Genomic DNA, 20,701 nt, shown 5'->3' on the forward strand with positions numbered 1-20,701 from the left:
GGCTCACCTCCGCCCAAGCGCGACCTTCGCGGCCGCGACGATCTGTTCTACCTGCGGCGTGGCGGCCCTCTCGAGGTGCGCCGGATAGGGTATCGGCACCTCCGCCGAGCAGACGCGTTCAACGGGAGCGTCCATGTGCCAGAACACGTGCTCGTGGATCCGTGCCGCGATCTCGGCCGCGAGCGAACCGGACCTCCAGCCCTCGTCGATGATCACCGCGCGGCGGGTGCGTCCAACCGAGGCCATGATGGTCGCATCGTCCAGCGGACGCAGGACGCGCAGGTCGATCACTTCGGCCTCGATGCCTTCTGCCGCGAGTTCCTCTGCCGCCTCCAGGGTCTTGTAGAGCGAGCCGCCATAGGTGATCAGCGTCACGTCGTTGCCCTGCCGCCGGACAGCGGCCTTCGAGATGTCGACCGGTCCGGCGTTCAGATCAAGTTGGCCGGTGCGGTTGTAGAGCATGACATTTTCGAAGATCAGTACCGGGTCCGGGTCCTCCAGCGCCGTCCAGATCATGCCGCGGGCATCCTCCAGCGTTGCCGGGGTCAGCACCTTGAGCCCCGGGATATGGGCGAACCAGCCTTCCAGCGAATGCGAGTGCTGCGCGGCGAGCTGTTTGCCCGCCCCGGTCGCCATGCGGATCACCACCGGGACGCCGAACTGCCCGCCAGACATGTGGCGGATCGTGGCGGCGTTGTTGAGGATCTGGTCCAGCGCCAGCAAGCTGAAGTTCACCGTCATCACCTCGACGATGGGCCTCATTCCATTCGCGGCCGCGCCGATGCCCGCGCCGGTGAAACCGGATTCCGAGAGCGGGGTGTCGCGGATCCTGTCCTCTCCGAACTCGGCCAGCAATCCCTTCGACACGGCGTAGCACCCGCCGTAGGCGCCGACGTCCTCGCCCATCAGGAAGACACGCGCGTCACGTTGCAGCGCGTCCCGAATTCCCTGCTTCACCGCTTCCCGGTAGGTCATTTCCACCGTCTGGCCGGATGGCTGGGCTGGCACCGGGTCCGGCTGCGCTTCCCCCATCGTATGCGTGAGAAGGTCGCCTTCCGGCTCCCATGTCCCGGCCTCGGCAAATGCCACCGCTTCGGCGATCTCCGCATCTACCTCGGCCTCGATGCTGGCGACGTCTTCCGGGTGGATCAGGTTGTTTTCCTCAAGCCAGCCCTGGAACCGGACGATTGGGCCGCGTTTCCGCCAGGTCTCGATTTCGTCCTTGTCCCGGTAGAGCTGCGCGTCGAACATCGAGTGCGGCCGGAAACGATAGGTCCGGCACTCAAGGAACACCGGGCGCCCGGACGCGCGAATGTGCTGGATGGCTGAACGCGCAGCGGCCTCGACGGCAACGACGTCCATCCCATCCACCTGTCGGCTCTCGATACCGTAGGCCAGTGCCTTGGCATGGATGTCGGTGTCGGAATCGTAGCGGCCGATGGCGGTGCCCATGGCGTAGCCATTGTTCTCGCAAACGAAGAGCACCGGCAGGTCCCAGAGACCCGCGAGGTTCATCGTCTCGTGGAATTCGCCCTCCGCTGCCGCTCCGTCGCCGAAGAAGCATGCCGTGACATGGTTGTTCGACCGCATCCGATCTGCCAGCGCGATGCCTGCCGCGAGCGGCAAGCCGCCGCCGACGATGGCGTTGCCGCCATAGAAATTGGTCGCGGCGTCGAAGATGTGCATGGATCCTCCGCGCCCGCCGGAGCTGCCTTCGGCCTTGCCGTACATCTCCGCCATGACCTCGGTCATGGGCACGCCGCGCGCCAGGGCCTGGCCGTGCTCCCGGTAGGTGGCGACAACCTTGTCGTCCTTTTCCAGAACCGGGATGATCCCGGCCGCTATCGCCTCCTCGCCATCGTAGAGATGCAGGAATCCACGGATTTTTTCCTGCTGGTAGAGTTCGGCACACTTGTCCTCGAACTTCCTGATCCGGATCATGCCCTTCAGGAGCGAGAGCACGTGTTCGCGCGTCAGCCGCGGTTTGTCGATCACGGTCATGTCTCGTCAGTCTCCAAGGTTGAGATATCCCCCTCGGGCAGTCCGAGTTCACGCGCCTTCAACAGGCGGCGCATGATCTTGCCCGAGCGGGTTTTCGGCAGGGTCTTGCGGAACACGATCTCGCGCGGAGCGACCGCCGGACCGAGTTTCTTGCGCGCATGACCACGTATGTCGCGCTCCAGCGCCTCGTCCGGCTCGAAATCCGGATTCAGCGTGACATAGGCCTTGATGACCTCGCCCGCCGTCTCGTCCGGCACGCCGATCACCCCGGCCTCGGCCACGGCCTCGTGTTCGATCAGCGCGCTTTCGACCTCGAAGGGGCCGACGAGATGGCCGGAGGACTTGATCAGGTCGTCGGCACGGCCAACGAACCAGAAATAGCCGTCCTTGTCCCGCATCGCGAGATCGCCCGAGAGATACCAGTCATCGACAAAGCACTTGTCGTACCGCGCCTGCTCGTCGAGATAGGTCCGCATCATGGAGGGCCAGCCGGGCCGCAGCGCCAACTCGCCGATATCGCCGTCACCGAGTTCCTTGACGCCGGTGCTGGTGCGCTCGACGATTCCGGCCTTGATGCCGGGCATCGGCTTGCCCATGGAGCCGGGCCGCACATCCGCCGCGGCGAGGTTGGCGATCATGATGCCGCCGGTCTCGGTCTGCCACCAATTGTCGTGGAAGGGCTTGCCGAAGACCCGGTTGGACCAGACCACCGCCTCGGGGTTCAGCGGCTCGCCGACGGAGGCGAGGAAACGCAGGCCGGAGAAATCGTAGGGCTTGGTCGCCTCGTCGCCCGCCCGCATCATCATGCGGATCGCGGTCGGCGCCGAGTACCAGACCTCGACCCCCTCCCGCTCGATGGTTGAATACCAGCGGTCGAGATCGAATTCCGCCTCGTCGACGATCATCGTCACCCGGTTCACCAGCGGCGAGATGATGCCATAGGACGTACCGGTGACCCAGCCGGGATCGGCCGTGCACCAGTAGATCGTGCCGGGCGTTAGCTCCAGCGCATAGCGCCCCGAGAGCGCGTGATACATCACCGCGCGGTGCACATGCACGGCGCCCTTGGGCTTTCCAGTGGTGCCGGAGGTGAAGTGAATGAGTGCCCGGTCTTCGGGCATGGTTCGAGCGGTCTCGAATTCCGGGCTGGCCTCTGCCATCGCCGGGCCGAGTGCGACGCAGCCTTCGGGCGCTTCGTCGCCGACGATAAGCACCAGCTTCAGTGTCGGAATCTCGTCCCGCCACTTGGCGATCTTGCGGCGATAGAGCGTTTCGGTTGTCACCAGAACGCGCGCCGAGCCGATCTCCATCCGGGTGCGGATCGGTTCCGGCCCGAAGGCCGAGAAGAGGGGCGTGAAGACGAGACCCGCCTTCAGCGTACCGAGCGCGGTCACGTAGAGATCGGGGACCCGCCCCATCAGGCCGAAAACGCTGTCGCCGCGCTCCAGCCCATGCGCCTTCAGCACATTGGCGAAACGCGATGTGAACTCTGCAAGATCGGCATAGGTGATCTCCTCGCGGGCGCCGCTCTTGCCGAGCCAGCGGATGGCCGTCTGCTCGCCGTGTCCCGCTCCAACGTGCCTGTCGACGGCCTCATGGGCGATGTTCAGCGCGCCGTCAGGCAGGCCGTCGAGCATCTTCTCTGCAATCTCCCAGGTGAATTCCGCGCGCGCCTTGTCCGGATCGGGAAGTGACGCGCCCCGAAACCCGCCCGACCCTTTCCGGATCGTACCAAGCATATCGGATTCCTCCCCGCGCCAAGTGTGGCACCACTTGGCAAGCGTCGCTATGACCCACGTCAAGCAGACGTTGGAGATTTGTCTGGCAGCGTTGATTGCCGGTTGCGACGGCCCATTGCCGTGGCCGCGATGACCACGTTTCCGGCCAGCCGAGTGGCCGGCAAGTCAATGTAACGCCGGGGAATAATTGGCGGGATCCAATGCACCGCTTGCCAATGCCATCGCCGATTGAACCGCCCGATGGCATGGCAACGATCCCTGTTGGAACCAAGTCGGAGCAAATGCCGTTCTGCTACCCTCGTGGCCCTGGGTCCACGGGCATCGCAGGAGCGCATTTTCGACGTGGCCGTGTCCGACGGCCGCGAGGTCGGAGAGGACAGACGTGTAACGACATTCGTCGGGAGCACGGTGCGCGGTGCAGCATATACCAATACGATTGGAGATGCGGTGTTCGGCGCGTTCTGGGAAGATCGTGACATCGATCCGGGCGAAACCGCCTCCTATTACGTGCGGGGCCTCGAAATCCGAACGCCCGCGTGTATCGCCTATGGCGAGACCGTCTTTGGGAAACGAGACGCGTCGAACAGACGACGATGCACGGCATCCAGCCGACCTGTTGGCGCTACGTGGATTGATCCTCGCGAAACTCGTTGATCTCCAGAAGATTCATGCCGGGGTCGTAAACGTAGACGTGACGCATGCCCGGAATCGCATACTCGCCGGCCAGCGAGTAGTTGATCCCTGCCGCTTCGAGCCGCGCGATGACCGCGTCGAGATCCTCGACCTGGATCGCGACATGCCCGCCAATCGACGGGTTGTGATCCAGTCCATTCTCCCGCGCGAAGGCCGGATCGGGCTCGATCAGGTGCAGCCCTTCGTTCGCTCCCTGGGCCGGTCCAGACACCGGATACAACCGGAGCCGCATCGGGTCGTCCGACACCGCACCGCGCTTGGACGGAAACGTCCACGTCTCAGCAGACAATCCAAGGACGGTTTCGTAGAACTTCGCAGACGCCGCCATGTCTGGCGCCGGTAGGTTTACGTGATGGATCGACCATCGCATGTGCCGTCTCCCGATTGGCGTTCACGCGACCTTAGACCACAATCGCCACCGAAGACCAACGGATCCCGCCGCATCGCCCCCCATTTGCGGAAGCGCAATTGACTGCGCTCAAATCGGGAAGCCAAGCGCGGAAATCGTGGCCATTCTTTCAGATCGGCAACCACGCCGCCTCCTGCGCTGAACCGCACGGGGCCGGGTTGTGGACACGGACCGAACAGCAGAGATCTCGGTCAATTGCGCAATGCTGATCGCTTGAACGTGCGACCCATCCAGTTGCCATCTGTTTGCGGGCGGATGCGCTGACAAGCGATGTCGCCATGGCCTCGGCGCCACTAATGCGTCCAATTGGTTCGGCTCCTCATCGCGCGTGCGACATGCGAAGGTCGGGTCTGGAAAACCCGGTGGCAACCAATCGCCATGGAGGGTCGCGTTTCTGCTTCCCAGCCCCGCGGATCCCTCCCCCGTCACACGCGGGAAAGCTCCCGCCCGACCGTGACGCCACATGGCGAGTGTTGGTGCTCCCCCACAGCCGCGGCTTCCAGGTCATCGCGCCGATGTATCGCTTGTTTTGCTGTGCATGACAGGAATTAGCGTGGACACGGCAGCAGAACTCGCCGCGCGCCCACGGCCGTTGCTGGGGAAGTGACCGCGCCGTTGCGTATCCCTGAAGCACGAACCAGTCGCTCCTCGAGCATGGCTCCGGAAGCAATCGGTCGACCGATATTCATTCGTGAGGAATGGTCTCGCCCAGCTCAGCGGGTCAACACGTCAGGACAATTGAACCCATGGTGCTTCTTGCGGCAAGCTTCTCCTGGGCCGATGCCGCATCCTTCAAACCAAGCTTGAGGCCGATCTGCGGAACCACCGCCCCCGCGCGCATCTTCTCGAAGAGGATTCTGGACATCTGCGCCAACAGGTCCGGGTCGCCAATGTGCTTCAGAAGGATTGGACGAGTGACCTTCAACGATCCACGAACGGCTAATTCCATGATATCCAACGGTGGTACCATGCCGGAGGCGTTACCGAAGGAAATCATGGTTCCCAGAGGACGCAAACAGTCGAGAGATCCCATGAACGTGTCCTTTCCGACGCCGTCCATCACCACATCGACGCCCTCACCGTCGGTCAGCCTTTTGACTTCCTGAACGAAATCGGACCTGCGGTAGTTCACCATCTCGGAGGCGCCAAGGGCTAGCGCCTGTGCGCATTTCTCGTCGCTCCCCGCAGTGCCGATCAGGCGCACGCCCTCGGACCGTGCCCACTGGCAGGCGACAAGGCCGACCCCGCCCGCCGCCGCGTGAAACAGGACAGTGTCGCCGGCGCGCACGGGGGAAATTCGGTTGAATAGCAGTTCCACCGTGAGCCCCTGAACCATGATGGATGACGCATCTTCGAACGATACGTCGTCCGGCAACGGGCAAAGGAACGATGCTGGCAGATTGCGCAACTCGGCGTAGGCACCCGGGGTGGTGGAGACATATGCCACCCGATCTCCCGGCGAGACATGCTCCACTCCGTCACCGACTGCGTCGACGACGCCGGCAGCTTCAAGCCCCAGACCGTGCGGGAGCGGCAACGGGTAAAGCCCCTGCCGATGATAAATGTCTATGAAGTTCACACCGCAAGCATGCTGGCGAATCCGAACCTCACCCGGGCCAGGCGCGCCCACGTCCAAGGTCTCGAGTTGAAGAACCTCTACTCCGCCATGTTCGTGCTGCCTGATGGCTTTCGTTTCCATTCAGATGCTCCACCAAACCCGTCATTTCATTCCCGCGCCACCGGCGGCTTTAAACGGCGTCCCGCACCAAAGGCATGTGAGGCAGGTCAACGCTGAAAATCGTTCGTGACGTCTGTCCAATACGATCCCTCCTTCCGCCCGATATGGTTTTCCAGAACGCGCAGCGCGTCGTCCAGGTCCCCAAGCTTCAACGCGTCTACAATCTTGATGTGCTCCTGGAAGGACTTTTCCATGTGACGCGCATGCCGCCCCAATTGCATCCTCAGCGCGGCCATCATCGCGGAAATCGTGTGATAGGCGTCGCTCAGGAACCTGTTGTCCGCACAATCGAACAAGATCTGGTGGAACACGGTATCGTCCTGAAGATACTCCGTATCTTCGCCCCTCTCCCGGTGGCGACGCATGTTGTCGAGACACTTATCCAGGCTCTCGGTGAGACGCTTGCGGTCATGGTCAAACGCCGCGCGCATGGCAGTCGTTTCGAGGCACACGCGCACATCGCAGATCTTCACCAGCTCATCCGGCTCCAACCGGAACACGAAAGTACCGCGGTTAGGTTCCGTCCTGACCAGCCCCTCCGACTCGAGTCGGTTGATGGCCTCCCGAACAGGTGTCCGGCTGACGTCGAGATCTCGGGAGATACCGACCTCCGACAATGAATCGCCCATCTGAATCTGACCGTTGATTATCCACGACCGTACTTCCTCGGTAACCAGTTCCGTCAGGCTTTTTGGGCGTTTGAGAGCTTTCATGGCGACGGCCTCCTGAGCGCAAGCTATCGGATTTGACGCCAGCATACAACATACGAAGAACGATGCGATTGACATGCAGGACACTGTATGCCAGTTTTCCGGCCACGGTTTCGCGAAGAACGTCGAAGCCGACGGGAGGAAGACAATGAACCGACTAAGAGCTGGCTTTGTCGAAGCGAACAGGGCCCTTGTCGCGGCAATCCTCGCAATCGTGTTCGGGATAGTCTTCGCGAATGTTCTCGGTCGCTACGTGTTCAACTACTCCTTTCCCTGGGTCGAGGAAGCCGCCCGGCACCTGATGGTTCTGGGAGCTTTCTGCGGTGCCGGCATCGCGCTGCGTGAAGGCCGCCTCGTGGCCATCGACCTCCTGCCCGATTTGCTCCCCGACCGCCTTGGGACGCTCCTGCGATGGTTCGGTGTCGCAACCATGTTCGTGTTCATGTCGGTCATGCTCTGGTTGGGCATCCGCTTCGTCGCGTTTGGCTGGCCAAAGGAAACCATGTCCACCGGCATGCCTCGCGGCGTGCCCTATCTCGCGATTCCTATCGGCTGCGCCTTGTTCCTCGTGCATCTCGCAACGTTTGCGCGACGCTACGTGCATCACGATTGGGACCTTGGCGACGACAGTAGCCTTGAAGAGCCCGGTACCCCGGTCGCGTCGACGACCTCGGACAAAGAGGGCTAGGCCATGGGCAAAACCCTTATCCTCCTGTTCTTCGCATCCTTGATCCTTGGCATCCCCGTCGCGTTCACCATGGGCATCGCCGGCATCACCGCGATCCTGACAGATGGTTCGTTGAACCCGCTCGCGGCAACGCAGCGCATGTTCGCGGGGATCGATTCCTTCCCGCTCATGGCGGTTCCATTCTTCATCCTCGCGTCCGAACTGATGACAGCCTGCGGACTGACGCGCGCCCTCCTTCGCTTCGCGAATGCTCTCGTCGGGCACGTCCGCGGCGGGCTCGGCCATGTGAACATCCTTGTCTCAATGCTCTTTGCCGGGATCAGCGGTTCCGCCCTGGCAGACGCCGCCGGCCCCTCCGCGATCGTCATGCGCATGATGCGCAATGCAGGCTACGAGGCGAACTACGCGGGCGCGCTTTCGGCGGCCACCGCGACCATCGGCCCGATCATTCCGCCCTCCATCCTCGCCGTGATCTTCGCCATTTCGACAACGGGTGTGTCGGTCGCCGCGCTCTTCCTTGCCGGTGTGGTACCCGGACTGTTGCTGGGGCTATCGCTCGCCATCGCCAACCATATCGTGTCCACACGGCGAGGGTACCGCGGCCGCGAGGACCGGGCGAGCCGGAAGGAACTGCGTGACAGCACGATCGCCGCGATGCCCGCTATCGTCATGCCGGCGATCATCCTCGGCGGCATCCTCTTTGGCGTCTTCACCCCCACCGAGGCCGGCGCCGTCGCCTCCGCCTATGCGCTGCTGCTCGGCGTCGTCCTGCGAGCATTCACGCTGAAATCGATATACGACGCTTTTGCCCGGGCTGCCGTGATCACCTCATCGGTGCTGCTGATCGTCGCCATGGCCTCGATCTTCGCATGGCTGCTGACCTATCTGCAGATCCCGCAGACGCTCGCCGAGGGCATCGCCTCGATCACGACGAATAAGATCGGCGTCATTTTCATCCTGGCCGGTTTCGCGCTCGTCTGCGGATTCTTCATCGATACGTTGCCGGCGTTGATCATCCTGACGCCGATCCTCGGCCCCATCGCCTACAGCGCGGGTATCGACCCGCTTCAATTCGGCATGATGCTCGTGCTCAACCTGACCATCGGGATGATCACACCGCCCGTGGGGCCGGTTCTCTTCGTTATCGCGACCGTTGGCCGGCTCAAGGTCGAGGGACTGTCCCGCGCTGTCATTCCGCTGCTGCTTGCCGAAATGATCGTTCTTCTCCTGGTGATGCTGGTTCCCGGCATCTCCACCTTCATCCCGCACTTCTTCGGGTTCTCGCACTGACATAAAAGGGAGGTTTCCAATGAAAACCATGTCGAAACTGTTCACCGCAACGGCTGCGGCCGCACTGGCGCTCGGCACCCAGGCGGCAATGGCCAAGGAGCTTAAGTACGCCCATTTCCAGGCCGGTGATCTGAGCTCGCCCAAGCATGCCGCAGCGCTCGCCTTCGAGGCCTGCGTCGAAGGCAAGACGTCCGGTTCGATCGACGTTCAGGTCTATCCGGCAAGCCAGCTTGGCGGAGGCACGGAAATACTCGAAGCCCTGCAGCTCGGCACGGTCCAGATGACCGCCATCCACGACGGCCCGGTCTCGGCGATCTACAAGCCCTTCGGCGTTCTCGCCATGCCCTATATCTTCGATGATCAGGCGATGGCCTGGGCGGTGATGGACGGCCCCTTCGGCGACGAACTGTTCGAGGACATGCGTACCAAGACCGGCATCCGCGGCTTCGGAGTGGCCGATAACGGCGTGCGCAACTTCACCAACAACGTCAAGCCGGTGGCCTCGCCCGAGGACATGGAAGGCCTGAAAATGCGGGTCATGACCGCCCCGGTCTGGGTCAAGCTGGTCGAAAGCCTCGGCGCCTCGGCCACCCCGGTACCGTGGCCGGAACTGCCCGGTGCGCTCCAGCAAGGTGTGGTCGACGGACAGGAGAATGGCGTTACCAACATCGTCAACGCGTCGCTCTACCAGCACCAGAAATATGTGTCGCTCGACGGGCATGTCTTCTCTTGGCACGCCTACCTGATGTCCGACGCCTTCTACGAAGGGCTGACCGACGGCGAGAAAACCGCAGTCGATCAATGCGTTCAAATCGCCAAGGTCATCCATCGCGGCATGACGGCGGCACAGGACGCAAATGCGACAGCGATCCTGTCCGAACTCGGCATGGAAGTTGTGCCGGTAAGCCCGGACCAGAAAGAGGCCTTCCGCACCTCGGCGCAACCTGCCGTGCGCGAGTTCCTGGTCAGCGACATCGGTGCCGAATGGCCCGACAGGCTTGATGCCGCAATTACCGCCTACCGGGCCGAGTAACCCCCTAGAACCGAAGAGACCGTGTCATGAGCACTCCTATCGTTGCCGTCCTTGAACCAGGCTATGCCGATTACGATGTCGAGAGGTCCATTCTCGGACCGTTGGGCATTGAGGTTCTTCCGGTACCCACGGGTGCCGATGCGGTCTCTTCGCTGACCGGTCAGATGACTGTTGGATTGATGGTGCGCGAACGCGAGGTATCGGAACGCCTGATGAATGCCTGTCCGGACCTCAGGGTCGTGGTGCGCTATGGTGTCGGGGTCGACAACATCGATCTGGATGCCGCGCGCGCACGCCTCGTGAAGGTCGCGAACGTGCCTGACTACGGTGCCGAGATCGAGGTCTCCGAACAGGCCGTCGCACTCTATCTCGCCGTTCAGCGCCGTATCGTGAGCCGCGACAGCGAAGTCCGGGCGGGTGCCTGGGCGGTCGGGCAGGCAGCGACGATTCCCGGGCGGGACAACGCCACGCTCGGTATGATCGGTTGCGGCAAGATCGGCATGGCGGCTGCCCGGAAATTCTCAGCGCTCGGCTTCACACGGACCTTGGCGCACGATCCGAATCTGACCGCGGAAAAGGCTGCGGCTGCCGGAATCGAACGCGCGGACCTCGACACTATCTATCGGGAAGCCGACGTGCTGAGCCTGCACGCGCCGCTTACACCAGAAACCCGCCACATGATCGGGGCCGCCGAACTCGCGCTGCTGAAACCGACGTCCATCCTCGTGAACGTCTCGCGCGGCGGGCTCGTGGACGAGGTGGCGCTGGCGCAAGCGCTGCATCAGGGGCGCCTCTTCGGCGCTGGCGTGGACGTTTTCGAGCAGGAGCCGGTATCGGCAGACAACCCACTTTTGTCCGCGCCCAACACGGTGCTGTCGGATCACGCGGGCTGGTATTCGGAACGTTCCGTCCGCGTTCTTCAGAGTCTCGCGGCAAAAGAAGTCGCGCGTGTTCTCGAGGGAACGTCGCCCCGAAACTGGATGAACTCCTGGTGAGGACACCCGCCATCGGACTTCCGCACCGGGGAACGCCCAATGCGCCCCGGTCTCCACAACAAACGAACTGAAAGGACTTCAGAATGACACTTGAAGAACTGGTGGCAGGCTTTCGCGAGGTGGCGACCGCCTCCTGCGCCGATGCCGTCGAAAAGATTGCCGAAGGCAAGGGGGGATGGCTCGACAGCGATCTGCGCCCCAGGATCAACGAAAAGAAAATCGCCGGTCCGGCCGTAACGGTGCTCGAGGGACCGACCGACGAAAACGTCGCCCCGGAACACGCACTCAACGCGATAGACGAGGCCGACGCAGGTTCGGTGATCGTGATTTCCACCAACGGACACGGTGAGATCGCTGTTTGGGGCGGGCTGATGACCGCCGGCGCAGTCGCGAACAAGCATGAGGCCGCCGTGCTCGACGCCGGTGTCCGCGACATCGTCGAAATCAAGCGCGACTACGACTTCCCGGTCTACTCCCGGACCGTCTGCCCGGGCACCACGCTCGGCAACTACAAGACGATCGCCTCGAACGTCGAAGTCAAGATCGGCGAAGTGATCATCCATCCTGGCGACATCATCATGGGTGACATCGACGGTGTCGTATGCATCCCGCGCGAACATGCCGAGGCCGTTCTGGAAATGTCGCGCGAGATCGACGAGCGCGAGGCGGAGCAGGCCAAGCTGATCATCGACAGCGGTTCCCTCCGCGAGGGGCTCGCAAAATACGGACGGATCTGATCCGGAACCCGGTGCCCGCGAGCTGTTGCAGCAGCTCGCGAGCGCCAGTCACACAGAAAGGGAGGTCTAAAATGCTGAATCGGACGTTCAACACATTCACCCTGGCTTTGCTCTTGGCATCTCCGGTCGCTGCGGAACAGCTACCGGAGGTCGTCGCAGAGTGGAATAGCCTGCCATATGCCGTCAAGGACGACACCACGAAAGCCACGTGGGAGCAGAGTGAGCTTTTCGGAAAGGCTCTGATTCAGGGTGCAAAGCTCGACAGCCAGGGCAACATCTATGTCTCCACCGCCCGCTGGGGTGGTCCGGAGATCCCCTCGACGCTGTCCAAACTGGTCCGCAACGGAGAGGTCTGGGAACTCGAAGCCTATCCCAGCGAAGAGATGAACGATGTCGCCAACGCGGCCGGCTTGAAGGCGGTCCTCGGTTTCGAGATAGACCGCAACGACGTGATGTGGATCCTCGACCAAGGCCATGTCGCAGGCTCGGAACTCCAGCCGGGCGATGCCAAGCTTGTTCTTTGGGACATTGCGACGAACGAGGAGATCCAGCGCTACGAGTTCACGCCCGAGGAAGCCTCGCCGACCTGTTCCTTCCTGAACGACCTCGCGGTCGACAACGATACGGGTTTTGCCTACATCGCCGACAGCGGTATCTTCTGCAATCCTCTCGAAGGCGGGCTGATCGTCTACGACAGCGAAGCCAACTCGGTACGGCGCATCCTCGACAGCCACAGGTTCACCAACAACGAGCCGAACTTCTTCTTCAACATCGACGACCGCCAGGTGCTCCAGGGCGGTGGCATGCAGACCGGCGCCGATGGTATCGCCCTGGGCGGCGACAAGGAGACGGTCTACTGGACGAACCTGACAGGCAACCATCTCTACAGCCTGCCGACCGAGATCCTGCGGAACTTCGAAACGAGCGAAACCGTTATCGAGAACGCGGTCACCATCGAGACTGCTTTGCCCTCCAACACCGACGGCATGACAGCCGACAACCAGGGCAACATCTACATGACCGCCCTGTCACTCGACGGCGTCATGAAGTTCGACGAGTCCACCGGCGCGGTGACCCGCTTTGCCCATCACCCCGAGATGAACTGGCCCGATACGCTCGCATGGGGGCCGGATGACGCGCTCTATGTCGTGTCGAACCACCTGCATGTCTGGGTCGATGGCGAGATGGACTTCGAAAACCCGGCCATCCCGAACTTCCGTATCTGGAAGATCCCGGGCGTCGGCAAGAGCTACACAACCGAGGAATGATCCTCCCAAACTGGTCGCGTCCCCACGGGGCGCAACCCTTTTCATGAAAGACCGGACATGACAGCTGATATCCTGTGCCTTGGCGAGCCGATGCTGGAGTTCAACCAGCAACCCGATGGCAACTACCTCCCCGGCCATGGCGGCGACACGTCGAACACCGCATGCGCCGCTGCGAGGCAGGGGGCTTCTGTCGCCTATTTCACGCTGCTCGGGCAGGATACGTTCGGCAACAGTTTCATGGACTTGTGGAACGCAGAAGGCATCGACACATCCGCTGTCCGGCAGATCGACAGTGCGCCGACGGCCGTCTATTTCGTGACCCACGGGCCAGATGGCCACGAGTTCAGCTATTTCCGCGCCGGTTCGGCGGCCAGCATGATGCGTCCCGAGGACCTGCCAGTCGACACCCTCAAAGGCGCGAAATTCCTGCACGTCTCCGGCATCAGCCAAGCCATCTCTGCCTCCGCCGCCGATGCGGTGTTCGAGGCCATCGACATCGTGAAGGGAGCCGGCGGCGCGGTTTCCTATGACACCAACCTTCGCCTGAAACTCTGGCCCCTGTCCCGCGCGCGTGCTGTCATCCACGAGGCCATGAAAAGCTGCGATATTGCGTTACCTGGCATGGATGATGCCACACACCTGACGGGTCAGGATGACCCAGACAAGATCGTCGATTTCTACCTTGCGCTCGGCGCTGGTACGGTCGCCCTGACTCTGGGCGCGAAGGGCACGCTTGTTGCGACACCGGAGGCTCGAAAACTGATCGGGGGTCGCAAGGTCTCGCCCGTCGACGCAACTGCTGCGGGCGACACGTTCGACGGGGCATTCCTAGCGCGGCTCGCGGCAGGCGACGACCCGTTCGAGGCGGCACGGTACGCCAATGCCGCTGCCGCGCTGTCGACACAGGGCTACGGTGCAGTTGCGCCAATGCCTCAAAAAGGTGATGTGCTCGCTTTCCTCAAGGGCGCCGACGCCTGAGGCACCCGGCCAAACCGCGCGCCCGGGTCCGGGCACGTTCCACCATTGTGCCGTTAATGAAAGACCCCCGATAGCGGCCACGTTCGTGCCCGGCATTCTACGAGTGGTGGGCACGCACAACACACCGGACGTAAGGAAGGTTGAACCCGATGCTCCTCGAACTCAGAACCTACGACTTCGCGCCCGGCGTGGCCCATCAATATCTGGAGCTTCTTGCGCACGATGGCATTCACCTTATCACGCGGCACCTCCCGCTTGCCGGATACTGGATAACCGAGGTTGGGCAACTCAACAGACTCCACCACTTGTGGGCCTATGCGGACATTGCCGATCGGCTTAGGCGACGTGACAAGCTCATGTCGGACCGCGATTGGACCGAAGGCTTCGTACCCCGGGCCATGCCGATGATTGGCAATCAACAATCCCGGTTTTTCGAGGTTGTATCGGCTTCCGACGCCACCACGTCGACGCTTGAACAGGCCGGGAAGCACGGTGCGATCTTCAATAGTGACGACACGCTTATGACCGGCGAGTTTCAGGTGCTGTCAATGGGTTATCTCCCCGACGTCGAATACGCGCGCACCTTGGCAGGCCGATGCCTCCTTGGTCCCCACGCGGGCGAGCAGATTTCGTTCCATACGTTGCGCGGCCTACCACAAGCTCCCGTTGAACGCGGCGCAACGGAACTCCTGCGCCGGCTGAGTTTCTCCCCACTGTGACCTGTCAAAGCCCAGTGACGTTGGAGACGGAAACGTTTGGTGCGCAGCGCGCAGGCGGTCCCATCGCCGCGGCAAACCCAAAATACTGCCGTTGTGATCTGACGCAGTATTTCTCGACCGCCGTCGGGTTCAGCCACCGGCTTTGAACCGCGGCGTCGCTGTTACACGAAATGCTCTCGTCAGTCGTTCCACTGTCGCGAGAACGCCCGATCAATGATGAACACGAGACACAGGCACATCGCTGCGGACAGGGTTGCGCCGGGCAGACCGAACGCACTGTAGATCGGTTTGAACGCGGCCGTCCCCACGAACATCGAGGCGTAGGTCACGCCGCTGTAGAGACCCAGGATGGCCGCCCGGTTGCGCGGTGAAATCGACGTTAGCCGGCCGACCAGGATCGTCATGCCAAGATGCACGAAAACACCCCAGAAAAACGCTGAGGCCAGCAGTGTCGGATAGCTCTGGCCGGCAACGGCGAGGCCGACGTAGGTCGCGGTCAGCGCAGCGAAGATGACAGGACCTGCCCTCCTGCGTCCAAACCTGTCAATTACAGGATCAAGGATCGTGGCAGCTCCGTATCCAAGGCCGTAACTCAACGAAACGAGCCCGGCCAGCGTCGTCGATTTGCCAAGGGCGTCGTGCACGTGAGGTCCGACGAAAGCGTAGAGGCCATAAAACGCGACCATGAAGGCTGAGACCGACACGAGTACAGGGGCGATACCTGCGACCTTCAGCGCGTCGAGCGGAGAAGGAACGTCAACCCGGTCGGCCTTTGTTCCATCGGGCGGAAGCACGCGGAACAAGGCAAGGCAAATGAGCAGCCCCAAGCATGACAACGCGAGGAAGACAACGCGCCAGTGCACAAGATCGGCGAGGAAAGCGGCGATACTCACGCCGACCACGAGGCTGACCGTCCACCCAGTCAGCACCTTCCCAACCGTCTCGTTCTGTCGACCTGGCGGGGAAAAATCTGCCGCAAACCCGTAGATTGACGGCAAACACACACCGGCCGCGATCCCGGCCATGGCCTGATACAGGTTGATGTGATGGAGCTGAGTGGCCCCGGCAGTTGCCACAAGCGCAAGCGACAACGCGAACATCGCCAGCAACAGCGCGCGGCGCGCGCCGATACGGCCGATATGCGGCGCAAGCAGAACGGCGCTGACAGCGGTCGCTGCGCCGTACCACGCCGAGGCCACCAGAACATCGGCGGGCACCTTGCCATCAAAGGACAGGGCAACGGATCCGGCAAGCGGGCTCAGGGCAAGCGAGTTGGAGCCAACGACGCCAATCGCGAGAGACAACAGCAGGATGCGGTTCATTACTTGCCTCTGACCGGAAGCCCCGGTCAGGTCGGCCACAAGGCCTGGCGTGATCGGCTGGCCGCCAAGTGGCGAACAATTCCCCGCTTGGTACCTGCCAGCATGCAGGTGGGCAAGACCGCTGTAACGCGGCGTTCGGCCGCGTTACCCCCTTACGCTTTGCAACCGCGCAAACCGTCGAAAATACTTACAATTTCCGTTGCCTTGGTTGATACGACATCCGCCGCATCGCCGGGCTTGTAGAGTGCATTTCCAATTCCGAACCCGGTAACGCCGGCGCCGATCCAATCGGCGAAATCCTCTTTCGATGCACCACCAACTGCGTAGATCTTCGTCGCAGCCGGTAGAACCGCCCGCAACGCGCCGAGGCCGGAAACCCCCAGCACAGAAGCGGGGAAGATCTTCAGTCCATCCGCCCCATGCCGGAGGGCCGTGAAACACTCGCTGGGGGTCAGTACACCGGGAAAGGAAGCCAGTCCCGCAGCTTTCGTGGCGTCTATGACATCCGGGTTGCAATCCGGAGAGACAATCATCTTCCCTCCTACCTCACGGACCTTCTCGACGTCCCCGACCGAAAGCACCGTGCCCGCACCGATCAGCGCTCGATCACCGAATGCAACGGCCAGTCGCTCAATGCTGTCGAAGGGTTTCGGCGAGTTCAGAGGCACCTCAATGCGAGAGATCCCAGCGGCGTGGATCGCAGAGGCGACGTCCACTACCTCGTCGGGCCGAACGCCGCGGAGGATTGCGATCAGATCTCTCGGCATCATGATACCCTGCCTTGGCAGTTCGCCGGTACCGGCGAGTATTGCCGCCCGGCGCGAATGCAAAGCGCCAGACGACAACCAGCCAGCTCCAACCGACTACGCGTGGCGGAACTGGCTCACGTTTTCCGGCGTGATCTTCATCACCCCCGTGACCACCTGCTCGGGGAGCGGGTTCACCGCAGCGGACTTCCAGTCGGGCAGAACCCTCATCCCGTCGGTGTTCAGCCAGTGCAGGAGGTGAACCGCAAGGAAGGCCTCCGCGAAGGACTTCTGAGCGATTGCTCCGACCAAGGTCCCATCCTCGATGTACGGCAGCATGTCGTCGTTGCGGTCCATTCCGACGATCTTGATTTCACCCGCGCGCCCGGCTTCGGTAACGGCTATCGCAGCTCCCTTGCCGCTGTCGCCATCGGTTCCGCCGATACCGACGATATCGGGGTTTGCAAGAATCGCCTGGGCATAGGCAGTCGGCGCATAGGAGGGATCCGCCTTGTCGTTGATGACGTCCACGACCTCGATTTCCGGCGCGTTTTCGGCGAAGTAAGCCTTGTATCCTTCGACGCGCTCCAGAACGGCGGGTGCCGGAAATGTCCCTAACAACACCTTGCCTTTGCCGCCGACGGCCTCTGCGAGCATTTTACCGCCTTCCTTGCCGGCCTCGAAATTCGAGATGCCGAGATGCAACATTCGGCCGGAACTGGGTGCGTCGCCGATAATCATCGCCACGGGGATACCCGCCTCTGTGGCCCGCGCGATTCCGGGTTCCAAGGCTCCGACATCTCCGGGAAAGATCAGGATTCCGGCCGGGCGACGGACGATCAACTCGTCAAGCTGACGCGCCTGCCCGGCGGTGTCGAAATCGAGCGGGCCGGTGAATGTCGTCTTCACCCCGAGCGACTGTGCCGCGGCATCGAGCCCGTCGCGGTGATCGCGCCAGAATGGCACCTGCGTTACTACCGACAAAAAGACGTACTCCATGCCGGCACCCTGTGCGAGCGCCTCGCGAGAGAAACTCGGAAGCATCGATCCGGCAAGGCCGGTGGCCCCGGCCATGAGGGCCTGCCGCCGGTTCAGTTGAAGTCTGGGTGTCATGATTTCCTCCTCTGTAAACTTGATGAATCAGCGGGCGCGCCGGCGCATCAGCATGTCGAGCGCCACGGCAACCACCAGCACCAGGCCGATGATGATCATTTGCCAGTAGACGGAGACGGCAAGCATGGTCATGGCATTGTTGATCAGTGCCACGAAGACGACGCCGAGGAACGCTCCGAGGATCGTGCCTTCTCCGCCCTTCAGGCTCGCCCCGCCGATCACGGCTGCCGCAAGCACCTGAAGTTCCAACCCATTCCCGGCCGTTGGCGTGCCACTCATCAGGCGCGAAGCCAGAAGAACACCAGCCAGCGAAGCGAGGATCCCGGTGATCACGTAGGCGACCACGCGCACCCGGTTGACCGCGATACCAGACAGCGCCGCCGCGCGTTCGTTGGCACCGATGAAATAAACCTGCCGGAAAAAGGCCGTGTGACGCACGGCGAGATCGAAAGTGACCACCATTACAATTGTCACCCAGAACAGGACGGGCAGCCCGGCAAGCGACGCTCTACCAGCCGCGCCAAACCCGGCTGGCAGGCTGGACACGGAAAAGCCCTCTGTCATCACCAGCGCGATCCCCCGCGCGATGGACATTGTGCCAAGCGTGGCGACCAGCGGGTTGATCCCGAACCCGGTGACCAACCCGCCATTCACCAATCCCGCGGCAGTCCCGACCAGCAACGCCGCAAGTACCGCCGTGGGAGTTGACCAGCCCGCGAGCAACAAGAGGGCCACCACCGTGCTCGACAAGGCCATGACCGATCCGACCGACAGATCGAATCCGCCGGAGGCGAGCAGGATCGCCATCCCGATTACAATGATCGCGTTTGGGGTCATGCCAATCGAGATCGCCCTGAAGTTCGCGACCGACAGGAAATGCGGCGAGGCGAGCGACATCGCGACGATGATTGCCATGATCAACGCAAGTAGCGTCAGTTCCCGCGTGCGTGCGATCCGTTCCAGCAGGCCAGCGTGGCCGCGTTCGGACGAAACGGAGATGGTCATGAATCTGCTCCCTCGTGGACAAGGGCCGGCAACTGCTGCGCCCCGGAGGCGACCGAAAGCAGGTCATCCTCATTGAAGTTCTGCGGATCGGTCTCGCCGACGATCCGACCGTCGCGGACCACGAGGATCCGGTCGCAGATCCCCAGGAGCTCCGGGAAATCCGACGAGGCGAGCAGGATCGCCATGCCATCTTTGGCACAACGCTCCAGTTCCTCGTGGATCTTGCGTTTGGCGCCGATATCGACCCCCTTTGTCGGCTCGTTCAACACCAGCAGGCGCGGTTGGGTTTCGAGCCATTTTGCCAGCAGGATCTTCTGTTGGTTTCCACCGGAGAGCGCGCCCGTTGTCTGTTCGGGACCGGAAGTCTTCACCTCCAACTGATCAATCGCGCGTTCGGTGGCCCGGGCGGCCACCTTCCGTTGAAACAGGCCGCGGCGGCTGAAGGCACCCAGATTGGCCGCCGCGAGGTTTCCCAGATTGGTTTCGTCGAGAAACAGGCCCTCTGTCTTTCGCTCTTCTGGAACGAACGCGGCCCCCGCCGCGATGCCCTCGCGCAGCGAGCGCGGCGCATAGGCGCGACCACAGAGCGACATCCGGCCGCTTGCCGCCGGCAGCAGCCCAGCCACGGCCCGAGCAATCAACTTCGACCGCGACCCAAGTAGGCCCGCCAGCCCGACAATCTCGCCCGCGCGGACGTCGAAACTCACATCGTCAAAAATGCCCGTTAGCGAAAGGTCGCGCGCTTGGAACACCGCCGCCCCGATCTCTCTTGGCGCGCGTTCCTGCCGCGCCGTGGCCAAACGTCCGACCATCTGTGACACGACTTCCTTCTCCGTCGTTTCACTTGTCCGGTGGGTTGCCACCTTCTGGCCATCGCGCATCACGGTGATGCGGTCGGAGATACGGAATATCTCTGACAGGTGATGACTGACATAAATCACGCCGATGCCGCGTTCTTTCAGCTTTCGGACAATACCGAAGAGCGACTCCACCTCGTCCGGGGCGAGCGCCGAGGTTGGCTCGTCGAGAAGCAGGATCTTTGCCTCCAGCGAGAGCGCCTTTGCAATCTCTACCACCTGGCGTGCGCTGACCGGCAGGCTGTCCACCGTCTTGCGGACGTCGAGGTTCAGCTCGAATTCCGACAGGAGTGCCGCGGCGTCGGCCTGCAGTCGCTTCCAGTTCACGACGCCGAAGCGCTGCCGGGGATGACCGGCAAAGATGTTCTCAGCTACCGTCAACCCGCCGGCGAGGCTCAGCTCCTGAAAGACACAGCTAACCCCGGCGGCCTGCGCGTCGGAAGTCGACCGGAAGGATTGACGGTTTCCCTCGATCTCGACCTGCCCATTGTCGGGCGCGATCACCCCATAGATCAGGCCGAGCGCGGTGGATTTGCCCGCTCCGTTCTCGCCGACCAGCGCATGCACCTCGCCGGGTAGCAGATCGAAATCCAGCGCATTGAGTGCCAGTGTCGGACCAAAGGACTTACTTACCGACTTCAGTTCGAGCAATGCGGACAT

The 20,701-nt window shown here is 62.4% G+C and carries 19 protein-coding genes; 9 read left to right on the plus strand and 10 right to left on the minus strand.

Going from position 1 to position 20,701, the window contains the following annotated elements; translation table 11 throughout:
- Positions 1-3 precede the first annotated feature (3 nt).
- Complete coding sequence (gene pdhA, locus ARC39_RS25405) at positions 4-2,001, minus strand: pyruvate dehydrogenase (acetyl-transferring) E1 component subunit alpha (RefSeq protein WP_078059384.1); 1,998 nt, start codon at positions 1,999-2,001, stop codon at positions 4-6.
- On the minus strand, positions 1,998-3,740 hold the full coding sequence (acsA, locus tag ARC39_RS20680; protein WP_068117268.1) for an acetate--CoA ligase: 1,743 nt from the start codon (positions 3,738-3,740) through the stop codon (positions 1,998-2,000). Before acsA ends, pdhA begins: the two co-directional genes overlap by 4 nt.
- Before the next feature lie 240 nt (positions 3,741-3,980).
- Here acsA and ARC39_RS26525 point away from each other — a divergent pair, with 240 nt between their 5' ends.
- Positions 3,981-4,394: a DUF3604 domain-containing protein gene (locus ARC39_RS26525; protein ID WP_078059385.1), complete on the plus strand. Its 414-nt coding sequence runs from the start codon at positions 3,981-3,983 to the stop codon at positions 4,392-4,394.
- On the opposite strand, the gene ARC39_RS20685 is transcribed toward ARC39_RS26525, so the two are convergent.
- The 3 genes from ARC39_RS20685 to ARC39_RS20695 all read right to left on the minus strand — a co-directional run bounded on the left by ARC39_RS20685 (position 4,363) and on the right by ARC39_RS20695 (position 7,293).
- Complete coding sequence (locus ARC39_RS20685; protein WP_068117274.1) at positions 4,363-4,803, minus strand: VOC family protein; 441 nt, start codon at positions 4,801-4,803, stop codon at positions 4,363-4,365. The two genes, ARC39_RS26525 and ARC39_RS20685, sit on opposite strands and share 32 nt — an antisense overlap.
- 760 nt (positions 4,804-5,563) lie before the next feature.
- On the minus strand, positions 5,564-6,541 hold the full coding sequence (locus tag ARC39_RS20690) for a quinone oxidoreductase family protein (protein ID WP_068117276.1): 978 nt from the start codon (positions 6,539-6,541) through the stop codon (positions 5,564-5,566).
- Between the two features lie 86 nt (positions 6,542-6,627).
- The gene (locus ARC39_RS20695; protein WP_161470999.1) at positions 6,628-7,293 is read right to left on the minus strand and encodes a GntR family transcriptional regulator; all 666 of its coding nucleotides are present in this window, start codon (positions 7,291-7,293) and stop codon (positions 6,628-6,630) included.
- A gap of 145 nt (positions 7,294-7,438) precedes the next feature.
- Here ARC39_RS20695 and ARC39_RS20700 point away from each other — a divergent pair, with 145 nt between their 5' ends.
- The 8 genes from ARC39_RS20700 to ARC39_RS20735 all read left to right on the plus strand — a co-directional run bounded on the left by ARC39_RS20700 (position 7,439) and on the right by ARC39_RS20735 (position 14,998).
- Complete coding sequence (locus ARC39_RS20700) at positions 7,439-7,978, plus strand: TRAP transporter small permease (RefSeq protein ID WP_161471000.1); 540 nt, start codon at positions 7,439-7,441, stop codon at positions 7,976-7,978.
- A 3-nt stretch (positions 7,979-7,981) separates the two neighbouring features.
- Positions 7,982-9,268, plus strand: a complete 1,287-nt coding sequence (locus ARC39_RS20705) for a TRAP transporter large permease (protein WP_068117285.1) — start codon at positions 7,982-7,984, stop codon at positions 9,266-9,268.
- A gap of 19 nt (positions 9,269-9,287) precedes the next feature.
- Entirely contained in the window at positions 9,288-10,301 is a 1,014-nt protein-coding gene (locus tag ARC39_RS20710) for a DctP family TRAP transporter solute-binding subunit (protein ID WP_236545322.1), read from the plus strand.
- Positions 10,302-10,327: 26 nt separating this feature from the next.
- On the plus strand, positions 10,328-11,296 hold the full coding sequence (locus ARC39_RS20715) for a C-terminal binding protein (protein ID WP_068117287.1): 969 nt from the start codon (positions 10,328-10,330) through the stop codon (positions 11,294-11,296).
- Between the two features lie 83 nt (positions 11,297-11,379).
- Positions 11,380-12,033, plus strand: a complete 654-nt coding sequence (locus tag ARC39_RS20720) for an RraA family protein (protein ID WP_068117291.1) — start codon at positions 11,380-11,382, stop codon at positions 12,031-12,033.
- A gap of 71 nt (positions 12,034-12,104) precedes the next feature.
- The gene (locus tag ARC39_RS20725; RefSeq protein WP_068117292.1) at positions 12,105-13,301 is read left to right on the plus strand and encodes an L-dopachrome tautomerase-related protein; all 1,197 of its coding nucleotides are present in this window, start codon (positions 12,105-12,107) and stop codon (positions 13,299-13,301) included.
- Positions 13,302-13,358: 57 nt separating this feature from the next.
- Entirely contained in the window at positions 13,359-14,279 is a 921-nt protein-coding gene (locus ARC39_RS20730) for a sugar kinase (protein ID WP_068117295.1), read from the plus strand.
- Positions 14,280-14,428: 149 nt separating this feature from the next.
- Positions 14,429-14,998, plus strand: coding sequence for an NIPSNAP family protein (locus tag ARC39_RS20735; protein WP_068117298.1), 570 nt, complete (start codon positions 14,429-14,431; stop codon positions 14,996-14,998).
- Positions 14,999-15,177: 179 nt separating this feature from the next.
- Here ARC39_RS20735 and ARC39_RS20740 read toward each other — a convergent pair whose 3' ends face one another.
- The 5 genes from ARC39_RS20740 to ARC39_RS20760 form a co-directional block, all read right to left on the minus strand.
- On the minus strand, positions 15,178-16,320 hold the full coding sequence (locus ARC39_RS20740) for an MFS transporter (RefSeq protein WP_068117301.1): 1,143 nt from the start codon (positions 16,318-16,320) through the stop codon (positions 15,178-15,180).
- A 152-nt stretch (positions 16,321-16,472) separates the two neighbouring features.
- The gene (locus ARC39_RS20745) at positions 16,473-17,087 is read right to left on the minus strand and encodes a 2-dehydro-3-deoxy-6-phosphogalactonate aldolase (RefSeq protein WP_068117594.1); all 615 of its coding nucleotides are present in this window, start codon (positions 17,085-17,087) and stop codon (positions 16,473-16,475) included.
- 96 nt (positions 17,088-17,183) lie between these two features.
- Positions 17,184-18,179: a substrate-binding domain-containing protein gene (locus ARC39_RS20750; protein ID WP_068117303.1), complete on the minus strand. Its 996-nt coding sequence runs from the start codon at positions 18,177-18,179 to the stop codon at positions 17,184-17,186.
- A 27-nt stretch (positions 18,180-18,206) separates the two neighbouring features.
- Positions 18,207-19,184, minus strand: a complete 978-nt coding sequence (locus tag ARC39_RS20755) for an ABC transporter permease (RefSeq protein ID WP_068117305.1) — start codon at positions 19,182-19,184, stop codon at positions 18,207-18,209.
- On the minus strand, positions 19,181-20,701 hold the full coding sequence (locus ARC39_RS20760; protein WP_068117308.1) for a sugar ABC transporter ATP-binding protein: 1,521 nt from the start codon (positions 20,699-20,701) through the stop codon (positions 19,181-19,183). Before ARC39_RS20760 ends, ARC39_RS20755 begins: the two co-directional genes overlap by 4 nt.

Origin of the sequence: Tropicimonas marinistellae (genome assembly GCF_001509585.1) — a bacterium.
Taxonomy (GTDB): domain Bacteria; phylum Pseudomonadota; class Alphaproteobacteria; order Rhodobacterales; family Rhodobacteraceae; genus Tropicimonas; species Tropicimonas marinistellae.